General features: G+C 70.5%; 14 protein-coding genes and 2 pseudogenes. 1 reads left to right on the top strand and 15 read right to left on the bottom strand.

The window, feature by feature from the left end:
* Positions 1 to 92: 92 nt before the first annotated feature.
* The 15 genes and pseudogenes from ACIPSA_RS51085 to ACIPSA_RS51015 form a co-directional block, all read right to left on the bottom strand.
* Complete coding sequence (locus ACIPSA_RS51085; protein ID WP_402649105.1) at positions 93 to 467, bottom strand: hypothetical protein; 375 nt, start codon at positions 465 to 467, stop codon at positions 93 to 95.
* Between the two features lie 95 nt (positions 468 to 562).
* A complete protein-coding gene (locus ACIPSA_RS51080; RefSeq protein ID WP_402649113.1) occupies positions 563 to 1,156 on the bottom strand; it encodes a hypothetical protein in 594 nt (197 codons plus the stop codon).
* Positions 1,157 to 1,866: 710 nt separating this feature from the next.
* Positions 1,867 to 2,070: pseudogene (locus ACIPSA_RS51075) on the bottom strand (hypothetical protein); the annotation flags it as partial.
* Between the two features lie 68 nt (positions 2,071 to 2,138).
* On the bottom strand, positions 2,139 to 2,585 hold the full coding sequence (locus ACIPSA_RS51070) for a hypothetical protein (RefSeq protein ID WP_402649103.1): 447 nt from the start codon (positions 2,583 to 2,585) through the stop codon (positions 2,139 to 2,141).
* A 220-nt stretch (positions 2,586 to 2,805) separates the two neighbouring features.
* The gene (locus ACIPSA_RS51065; RefSeq protein ID WP_402649100.1) at positions 2,806 to 3,015 is read right to left on the bottom strand and encodes a hypothetical protein; all 210 of its coding nucleotides are present in this window, start codon (positions 3,013 to 3,015) and stop codon (positions 2,806 to 2,808) included.
* Positions 3,016 to 3,504, bottom strand: coding sequence for a hypothetical protein (locus ACIPSA_RS51060; RefSeq protein WP_402649097.1), 489 nt, complete (start codon positions 3,502 to 3,504; stop codon positions 3,016 to 3,018).
* A 60-nt stretch (positions 3,505 to 3,564) separates the two neighbouring features.
* Positions 3,565 to 3,804: a hypothetical protein gene (locus ACIPSA_RS51055; RefSeq protein WP_402649094.1), complete on the bottom strand. Its 240-nt coding sequence runs from the start codon at positions 3,802 to 3,804 to the stop codon at positions 3,565 to 3,567.
* A 61-nt stretch (positions 3,805 to 3,865) separates the two neighbouring features.
* A complete protein-coding gene (locus ACIPSA_RS51050; RefSeq protein ID WP_402649091.1) occupies positions 3,866 to 4,210 on the bottom strand; it encodes a hypothetical protein in 345 nt (114 codons plus the stop codon).
* A 169-nt stretch (positions 4,211 to 4,379) separates the two neighbouring features.
* Positions 4,380 to 5,075, bottom strand: a complete 696-nt coding sequence (locus tag ACIPSA_RS51045; RefSeq protein ID WP_402649088.1) for a hypothetical protein — start codon at positions 5,073 to 5,075, stop codon at positions 4,380 to 4,382.
* A 68-nt stretch (positions 5,076 to 5,143) separates the two neighbouring features.
* Positions 5,144 to 5,998 carry a hypothetical protein gene (locus ACIPSA_RS51040; protein WP_402649110.1) on the bottom strand — a complete coding sequence of 285 codons (855 nt, stop codon included), beginning with the start codon at positions 5,996 to 5,998 and terminating at the stop codon, positions 5,144 to 5,146.
* Between the two features lie 314 nt (positions 5,999 to 6,312).
* On the bottom strand, positions 6,313 to 6,924 hold the full coding sequence (locus ACIPSA_RS51035) for a hypothetical protein (RefSeq protein ID WP_402649085.1): 612 nt from the start codon (positions 6,922 to 6,924) through the stop codon (positions 6,313 to 6,315).
* Between the two features lie 10 nt (positions 6,925 to 6,934).
* Positions 6,935 to 7,138, bottom strand: a complete 204-nt coding sequence (locus ACIPSA_RS51030) for a hypothetical protein (protein ID WP_402649082.1) — start codon at positions 7,136 to 7,138, stop codon at positions 6,935 to 6,937.
* Positions 7,135 to 7,428 carry a hypothetical protein gene (locus tag ACIPSA_RS51025; RefSeq protein ID WP_402649079.1) on the bottom strand — a complete coding sequence of 98 codons (294 nt, stop codon included), beginning with the start codon at positions 7,426 to 7,428 and terminating at the stop codon, positions 7,135 to 7,137. Before ACIPSA_RS51025 ends, ACIPSA_RS51030 begins: the two co-directional genes overlap by 4 nt.
* A gap of 51 nt (positions 7,429 to 7,479) precedes the next feature.
* Entirely contained in the window at positions 7,480 to 7,722 is a 243-nt protein-coding gene (locus tag ACIPSA_RS51020; RefSeq protein ID WP_402649076.1) for a hypothetical protein, read from the bottom strand.
* Between the two features lie 136 nt (positions 7,723 to 7,858).
* The gene (locus ACIPSA_RS51015; RefSeq protein ID WP_402649108.1) at positions 7,859 to 8,203 is read right to left on the bottom strand and encodes a hypothetical protein; all 345 of its coding nucleotides are present in this window, start codon (positions 8,201 to 8,203) and stop codon (positions 7,859 to 7,861) included.
* A gap of 71 nt (positions 8,204 to 8,274) precedes the next feature.
* On the opposite strand from ACIPSA_RS51015, the pseudogene ACIPSA_RS51010 reads away from it, so the two are divergent.
* A pseudogene (locus ACIPSA_RS51010) lies at positions 8,275 to 8,901 on the top strand (HNH endonuclease); the annotation flags it as partial.
* Positions 8,902 to 8,990: the final 89 nt, after the last annotated feature.

Genomic DNA, 8,990 nt, shown 5'->3' with positions numbered 1-8,990 from the left:
GGCGGAATCGCCAATAACCTCATCATCTGGCTGGCTGGCCGAGACTTCCCCGGACGGCCCGCGCGGCAGACCGGCACGTTCTAAAACACGGCCTAGTCGTCGATCAGTTCCAGGCAGGAGATCGGGACGCCGTTGCCGGGGATCCGGAAGCGCCGGACGTTGTCGGGGATGCGGTAGTGGCTGTTGCGGGGGTGGGCGCGCAAGAGCCGGGTGGATTCCTCGTCGAGAAGGAAGCCCGGACGGCTGCCTGTGCGGTTGCGTTCCTGCACGGTGCCCGTCAGGCCGCGCAGCAGCTTCGAGCGCAGCGCAGGGGTGATGCGTGCCCGGCGTCCCGACTGGATGTGAGCGAACGCGGCCTTGTCGATGGCGCGCAGCCGCTGCGCGGAGGCCTCCTGGACCTGCGCGACGGCTGCCGCATCGGGCAACTGCCGGATGAACTCCCGGACTTCGTCGATGGTGAGGGGCATGCTGGTTCGCCTCTCTGCGTGGAGGGGAGGGGACGACCGGCCGGGCACGGGGCGTGCCCGGCCGGGGCTTGGTGGTGAGAGGGAGGGGCGGACGGTCAGGCGTCGGCGTCGGGCCGGTGGCTGGCGACGGCCTGCTGCTCGACCTCGGACAGCTGGTAGCTGCCGTCGTCTGCCTGGCCGAGGGCTTCCAGGAGCAGCAGGTAGGCGGCCTGGAGCCGGTCGGGGGACTCCCACAGGTAGACGTGCGTCATCCGGGCGGTGTCGAACTGCTTGGGCTCGCGGATGGCGTCTTCGAACGCGGCGGCGACCTGGGCGAACAGCACGTTGGCCAGGCGGTTCTTGGGGAAGTGGGCGGCGGTCTCGGAGGCGGAGTCGTTTGCGGGGTCCTTGGCTCCGAGCAGCAGCGCCACGGTCCGGGTGCGCTGCTTGTCGGCCCACTTGCCGTAGAAGCGGGGCAGGTCCAGCAGGATCTGCTGGGCGAACATCCGGGCCTCGTCGGGCAGGGTCTTGCCGCGCACCAGCCGCTTGACGAACTCCTGCCTCGGTCCGGCGGCGGCCTTCCAGGCCCGGTTGCACGCCACGGTCCGAGCCCGCTCCTCGGCCTTCTGCTCGTCCTCCTCCGTCTTGGGCTTCTTCGGCTGGGGGCTGACCTTGTGGCCGTAGGCGGCCGGGTCGGCGCAGTACCACACGGGCCGGTGCTCGTCGTCGAGGCGGGCGCTGTGGCCGGGGCAGTTGTGCGGTGGTTGTCCTCGGAGAGCGGGTTGCCCAGCCCGGAGGTGAGCTCGGTCAGGGGATGCGACGGGTCCTTCTCGTAGGACGGCACCCGGCCCAGCAGTGGGATGTTCGCCGCCTTCAGCTCCTCCTCGGCCTTGATGCGGGTCTGGACGTCGGCCTGCTCGGCGCGCAGCAGGGCCATCTCCTGGTCCCAGTGACCGCACCCCCCGCTGCCCTCCGCATGGTCGCGCGAGAGCGCCCGCATGAGGCGGTCCTCCGCACCACGCACGCCTGCGACCTCGGCGAGCTGGGCTGTCTGCTCCAGGTCCATGCCTGCGGCCGCCGTACGACGCAGGGTGGCGTCGTTGAGCTTCTGCGCCGCCTTGGCCTGCTTGACGGCGTTGCGGCCGACACCGAGGGCCTTGGTGGCCTGGCTCCGCTCGACGTCGCTCATGTCGATCAGGGACAGTTCCTGCGACTTCAGGATGTCGCGCTCGCTCATCCCCTCGCGGTGCTTGTTCTCGACCAGGGACAGGAACCGGGTCCAGCCGTCGCGGCCGACCAGGTCTTCCCGCACGTGTGTCTTGATCCTGCGTTCCGGGCGGCCGTCCTGTTCGGCGGTGGCGTTGGCGATCTGCTGTGCCTGCGCGCGACGCCAGCCCTTGAAAGCGCCGTAGGTGCCGTCGGGCCGGGGCCGGACACTGATGGTCTCCTCGACGCCGATCTCCTTGACGGAGTTGATCAGGTCCTCGTCCGGTTCGGTGTCCTCCTCGCGGGCGTTGCACTCGTTGCGCACCACGAGCGCCGGGTCGAGCAGGACGATCTGCGGCGTGTCCTCCTCCTCGCGCGTGGCCGGTTCGGTGGGTGGGGTCGAGACGGCGGTGGCCATGGGGCTCTCCTTCTCCTTGCCTGTTCGGCGAATTGGGGCGGTGGGGGGTGTCGCCCCCTCGCTTCAAATTAAATAATAGTGTCTTTTGGGTGGAGGGCTAGATACCTTCCGACCTGCGAAAATGCGGCTTCGAGGCGGCTGCCTGCGGTACTCCGTAGGGCGGTCGCACAGTCGACGGGTCCCGGCCTCAGCTCAGGTCGTGCACGGTGTGCCAGCACGGACCGGACCGTGAGCCCCACGTTCCTCACCTGCTCAAGCAGGGCGTCGTCCCACTCGGCGCGGACCGGGAGGGACGGTACTGCCCGGCACGTGTTGGGCCCGAGCCGCTCGTAACCCGCCCCGAGAACGGTGTGCTCGACGTCGCCGACCGTGAACAACTGCATGTGTGCGTCGGCAGGGTCTCCGCTGACGGGGTGGTGGGCCTGGGCGTCCAGCGCCTTTTCGAGCGCTTCCCGATCCCGGGGCGGCGCGACCACGACGCCGTAGACGGCGTACACGGAGTGGGACAGGGGCATGGTTCAACCTTCCTGGCCCATGGGCCGGTTCGGCGTGCGAGCAGCGCCGGGCCGGCGATGCGGACGGGTGCGTGGGGGGCGGTCGGCAAGGCAGGGTGCTCACGTGGCCGCGGGTGCCGGCTACGTGTGTGGGCGGCCCGGATCTCGGCGTCGCAGTCCGGGTACTGCCGGGGTGCCGACGGCAGCAGCGCGGGGAGGGTGAAACCCCTGAACTGCTGTTTTACGGCCAGTCGTGCTCTCGGCGCGGTGGCAGCGGGAACGTCCGTCCGGGGTCGATGCGCGCGCAGCGTTCGCAGTAGGCCGTGATGCGGTTGGCGGTGCACTCGCCCCACTGGCACTCGAAGCGCTCGCGCGGTCCGCAGATCAGGCACCGCCACAGGGAGATCCCGTGCAGCTCGCACGGCGCGTAGCGCTTGCGGGAAGGGAGCAACTACAGGGCGGGGCGTGGGCGTTCGAGGCGGGCGAGGTCGGCGGCCGGGAACGACTCGTCGCCGTCGCGTATCCAGCGGACCGGCAGCTGCTCGTACTGCTCGGGCGTGGTGTAGTACGGCTGACCGGCCGGGCTGAACACCATGGCCAGATGGCCGCCGGAGATCAGGGTCTCCAGCCGGTCGTGGCTGAACTCCCCGCGCAGGGGGAGCATTTCGTCCTGGCGCAGGCTCCAGCCGTACCCGTACCGGCGCAGGATCCGGCGCTCGGTGGCGGCCGGGCCGCTCTGGGCGGCGTCGAGCTCCTCGACGGCTTCGATCGCGGCCGTCGGGCTGGCGGTCAGCTCGCGTACTACCTCCTCGGCGGCCGTGGCGGTCGCGTGGCTGCTGAGCGCGTACCCGTGGAGCTGGTCCACGACCTGGTGGCGTCCCTCGTGCTCGGCGGCGGCGTACCGGACGGGCCGCTGCGGCTGGGTGCGGCGTCGGGGCATGGTGGGACTCCATCTGCGCAAGGGGGTGGGAGGCGGCGGCGCAGGCCGACCGGACGGCGGTCAGCTCCTGGGCAGCGGCCTGTAGGCGGAGAAGACGTAGTGGCCCAGCTCGCGCAGCATGCCGGCGGTGTCGTCCACGGCCGCGGGGTTGTGGTCGGTCTGACGGGTGTACGCCTCGATCTCGCTGTTCCAGGCGAACCCCTGGGCGGCAAGGCACGCTTCGGTGGCGGGCGTGAGGTCGTCGGAGGACTGCGGGGCGGCGACGAGTCCGTGGGCGGGGTCGGGTACGACGAGAAACACCGGACGTCCTTCCGTGCGGGCCGCCCTGGTCGGGGCGGCCCACGGCCGTTGCGGACGGGGGTCAGCGGGTGACGGTGACCGTGTAGTCGGCGTCCAGGACGGCGAGTGCGGCGCGGATGGACGCGCGGGTCTCCGGGCTCGGGACCGAGTAGGGGAAGTCCAGGGCGCGCACCGCGTCGTCCAGATCGTCGTCGGGCATCGGCAGCGTGTATCCGTCGCGGTAGAGGGCGACGGCGGTCGCGGTGGCGACACGGACGCGGTTGTAGGCGATGGCCTCCCCGGCCGTGACGTCGATGCCGAGCGCTTCGCGCGCGGTGGGCGGCAGTTCCGCGATCCCGGCTGTGAACCGGCGGGCGGGAACACGCAGACGTGCCGGTCGCAGGGCGCGGCGCAGCGTTCGAAGCATGACAACTCCTGAGGCTGGAAGGGCGGGGGCAGGAAGGGGGCCGTCACCTGGTGCGTGAGGGGGGAGGTGACGACCCCGGATCACTACTTATAATAGTGTAAGTTGCGAGTGTGTGAACCCGCCCCTGACCCGCGAAAACGGGGAGGCTGGCGGGTCGGCGCGCGGTAGGTCAGAGCTGCGGGGCGTACGCGGCCAGGGACTTGGGTGCCGCGCTGGTGTAGATGCCTTCCAGGCCGGACGGGGCGATCAGGCCCCAGGCGAAGGTGGCGGTGTCGGCGTGGAACTGCCCGCGCCGGGGGTGCGGGGCAACGTAGGCGCGCAGGACGCCGATGCCGTGCACCGCCAGCGTGCCGTCGAGGAACGCGTCGCGCTGCTCCTCGGTCACATCCGGTCCGTACTTGTTGAACTGCTCGTCGACGACGACGGCGAGGACGGGGCTGAGGTCGTCCTCGACGGGGCCGAACATGCTGCGCCAGTGGGCGAGGTCGGCCATGGCCTCCGCACGGCTGGCGCGGGTGCTGCGGTAGCGCACGCCGTCGCGGTGGTCGGTGACCTCGTCCGTGTCGTACAGCCACGCCTCGAACTGATGCTCCGTGTACATCCCGACGCCGTTGTGGCGGCAGCGCAGGAACCCGAAGGGCTCGCCGTCGACCGTCACGGGGTGGCGCTCCGTGCAGAACTCGCAGGTGACGCCGACATGGCGCAGGAAGCGCTGTAGGCGGGGGAAGCGGGCGAATCGGGTGGCGCAGTTGCAGCAGGTGTACACCTCCCAGCGGGAGGGGTTCGCGACGGTGTCGTGGTGGCACTGCGGGCACTGGTAGGCCTTGTTGCTGTACCAGTCGATGACCGGTGGGTTGCCTCGCATGGCAGCTCCTGAGAACTGGGGGCCGTCGCCCGGGCGGGCGGGATGCCGGCGGCGACGGCCCGGCTCGTTCAGTGGTGGTGTCCCGGCGTCGGGCCGTCCGGGCTGAGGTCGGGCGGTACGCAGTAGTCGACGCCCGATTCCGGGGAGATGGGGTCGCCGGAGTCGATGTCGGTGCAGTAGGCGTCGAAGACTTCTGCGGCGGTGAGGGGTTCGGGTTCTCCCGCTCGCAGCCGCCAGCCGTAGACGCGGTCCGAGGCGCCTGGGCTGCGGGTCCTCATGACGAGTGCGCCGGGCAGGGCAGCGAGGCCGAGGGCGAGGACCGTGGTGAATTCGAGGGCCTCGGTGTCGTCGAGTTGGGTAGCGCCGTCGGCGTCCGTGTCCGCGTGCAGGGCGGCGACCAGCGTTTCCGGCGTTGCCGAGACGCTGCACACCAGGTGCCGGTGGCCCGGGTCGGCTGCGTCGAGGATGCGGACGAGGAAGTCTCGGGCGCGGGCGAAGGCCTCTTGGCCGACGTCCTTTCCGCAGGCGGCGCAGGCGCCGAGGCGGGCCAGGAGGGTGGAGGCGTACTCCCAGGTGGCCTTGCGGACGGCTTCGTCGATCAGGACCGGGACGAGGTCGGCCAGGGGCTCGTCGTCGTACGGGATGGTGGGGCCCGTGGTGGTGATCTCGGCGGTGAAGCGGGTGCGGCTGGACGGGCTGTCGGGGTCGAGGCCGGTGTCGGCACAGAAGTCGGCGTACTCGTCGGGGTCGAAGAGGGCGAGCATGGTGGGGGTGCCCTGAGAGGCGCGGGCCCTGAGAAGGTCTTCAACCCCTGTCAGGTAGGTCGCGTAGTCGTCGAAGGCGAAGCTGCGGTATTGCCGCATGGCGCGGAAGTCGTGCTCATCGGTGAGCAGGCCGATGGTGCCCGAGATTTCGCGGCGCAGGAGGCGGCGCGTCGTCTGGCGGTCGGGACGCGCCGCGGTTCCTCCCGTGCGCGATCGTTCGGCGCCGGACTCGTCCTGGCGGCACTCGGAGGGCCGAGGGGTGTAGGTCACGTGCGCGCCTTTCTCGTAGGCGAGTTGAGGGGGTCCGCCCCCGCCCGGGCCGTATGGCAGGAGCGGTCCGCTCGCGCTGGCTGGTCGTCGGGGTCGTGCGGCGGAGGCGGGTGGCCGTTCCTGCGGGGAGGGTGGCCCCCGCCCCACACATTCAATAATAGTGTGTTTTGTGGAATTGGGTACCCGCCCCCGACCTGCTCCTTTCACTCCCCTGGGATCCGGGCGAACGCCGCCAGCATGGAGATCACCCGGTCAGGACGGCCGGACGCTTCGACGGTCACCGACTCCCCGGAGGCGCCGACGATGACGCACACGCTGTCCACTTGGACGGGGCCCTGCTGTCCGCGCGGGCGGGCATCGTGCTGCCAGATGATCCGTGTACGCCGGTACTGCTCCTCGATGCGGGCGCCGGGGAGTGCGCCGGCCACGGCTTCGGCGACTGCGGCGCGGGCGCTGGTCTCTGCCTGCTGCCGGGCGGTGAGTTGGGCGGCGAGTGCGGCGGCCTCGGTGTGCAGCGGGTGGAGCCGCCGGGTGATTTCGCGTGCCACATGGCGGGCGCTGATCGCTGTGACCCTGATCGACGGGGTCTGCACCTGGGACTCGTCCGGGAGGGCCGCGTAGACCTTGAGTCGGCTGGGCTGCTCGTCGTCGGGTTGGCACAGACGTACGGCGCGGCCGTCGCCGTCGACGATGAGCCGTGCCAGGCCGCGTTCGTACTCGGGCAGCGGGGCGGTGCGGCAGTGCGTGCCCAGCTCCCGGGCCACATCGTCGGCGAATGCGTCGAATTGCTCCTGGGTGGTCAACTCCTGTGGCATGGCAGCGTCTTCACTCCTTCGGGAGGGTGGTGGGGTGCCCGGCTCGGGGCGGTGCGGTCGCGTCTTGGTCGCGGGGCTCGGCGTCTCGGCGGAAGTCCTCGGCGGTGTAGCCGGTGTCGCACGTCGGCTTGCATAACTGGCCCGGCGCTGCGCCGCACGTCTCGCACCAGTCGTCGAAGTCGTCGGGGCGCCACGGCCGCAGCGGGCCGGTCATGCGGGGAACGCCCGGATGCGGTCGGCGATGGCCCGGGCGGACAGGACCGGAGTGCGGTGCATCGGCTCGGTGCACTGGGCCTGCCAGATGCTTGCGGGCCGGGACGGGGTGATCTGGTTGCTGGTGGCCGGGCTGACGCTCCACTCGCGGCCGTGCGCGTCGGTGGCGGTGTACGTCAGGCATTCGGGCTTGTCCTGGCGGCCGTTGTCCGTCCAGGAAATGCCGGCGGCCGTGAGGGCGCGGCCCAACTGGTCGCAGCGCTCGCGGGTGATGTGGCCGAAGGTGGCCAATGCGCGGTCCCTTCTGTGACGGGCGGCGGTGTGAGGCGCTCGGGCGGCCGGTCAGGTGCGGCCGGACGGCTGGGGCTTGCGGTAGCGGTACAGGAAGCGCGCGGCCCACTCGCGGCTGGCGAAACCGGGGATGCCGCCGCCGCTGCCGGGACGGTGGCCGGGGTACTCGGCGACCCACTTGCAGCACTCCGCGTCGTACCGGGCGACGCCGTAACTCGTGCTGCGGTCCTGGCGGTCGAGGACCCGGTAGCCGTACGAACCGGTGTTGCGGGTGAAGGTGAACTCCTCGAGCATCGCGGCCTCTCGGTCGGTCCTGGGTGCGGGAGGGGGCGGTGTGGGGGAGGGGAAACCCCCTCCCGCAACATCCATAATAGTTTGATTTGTGGTGGCGTGAACCCACTCCTGACCTGTGGCTTTGCAGCGGCTGAGCTCAGCGCATGAGCATCTTGGGGGCGGCGGTGAGGGCGGTGGGCGGCTGGTGGTCGCGATGGTCCGAGACCTTCACGTATCCGCCGGGCATCGTGTCGAGCCGCAGGCCGGGCCCCCAGTCGTCGGTCACCTCCGGGGGGAGGTTCTCGATGTCGTCCGCCTCGACCTGCCCGGCCCAGCCGGTCAGGTCGCAGCCGAAGGTCCGGCGCCACGCCAGCAGGATGGGGAAGAGCTGTCCGCAGTCGTCGACCAGGGCGATGGCGCGGGCCTCGTTCGGGCCGGGGCACTCGGCGTAGGTGGGCGTGTCGGGTCGGCTGCGCTCTCCGAGGGTCATCAACCAGCGCATGGTCACGACATCTCCAGTTCCCGGCGCTCCGCGTGCGGGCCACCGTGTGCAGGGGCGTGCCGTCGGCGGGCGAAGACCGCGAGACCATCTGGCGCACCTACGGCGGACAGAAGATGGCAGGGATCGGCTGTCTCGCCGACGGCATCCTGAGCGTCTTCTCGGACGACAAGGGACCCTACGCCGACGGACGCATCCCGGATACAAACTGGATCGCCTACGTCGGCGACGGTCTCTCGGGTGACCAAAAGCTCACTGATGGCAACGAGCTAATGGCCGAGCATCAGACTGCTGACCGCCCGCTGCGCTACTGGCACAAGCCGTTCCAGGGACAGTGGAGCTTCGAAACCTGGACCGTGATCGTGCAACGTCGTCTGCGTTGGGGCACCGGAGCTGACAAGCAGCCTCGCCGCGAGTTCCTCTGGGTTCTGGCGCCCGTCCCCTCCCCGGAGCATGGAACCTGGCCTCTTGAGGTTCTTGAGGCACTGGAGATTGATACGGGCGAGCTGCACGACGAAACGGACGACTACCGCCCCAGCGACGTCGATCCCGAAGCGCCCGGTACCGGAGAGAGCGACGAGGACGCGTACAGGCGCTTGGCGCAGAAGGCGGAAGCGAACGCCGAGCGTCGGGACCAGCTGAAGAAGCCCACGCTGGCCGACAAGTATGTCCGCGACCCCAGCGCGAGAGCGGCGGTCATTACTGACTTCAGCTCGTCAGGGTGAGGGTGGGTCGTCGAGGGTCAGGCCGGTGCCGGCTATGAAGCCGTCGAGAGTGTGGGGCCTGTACT

It is taken from the genome of Streptomyces sp. NPDC086549 (assembly GCF_044746205.1).
In the GTDB taxonomy this organism is placed as follows: domain Bacteria; phylum Actinomycetota; class Actinomycetes; order Streptomycetales; family Streptomycetaceae; genus Streptomyces.
This window is presented reverse-complemented; position numbering and strand designations above follow the sequence as displayed.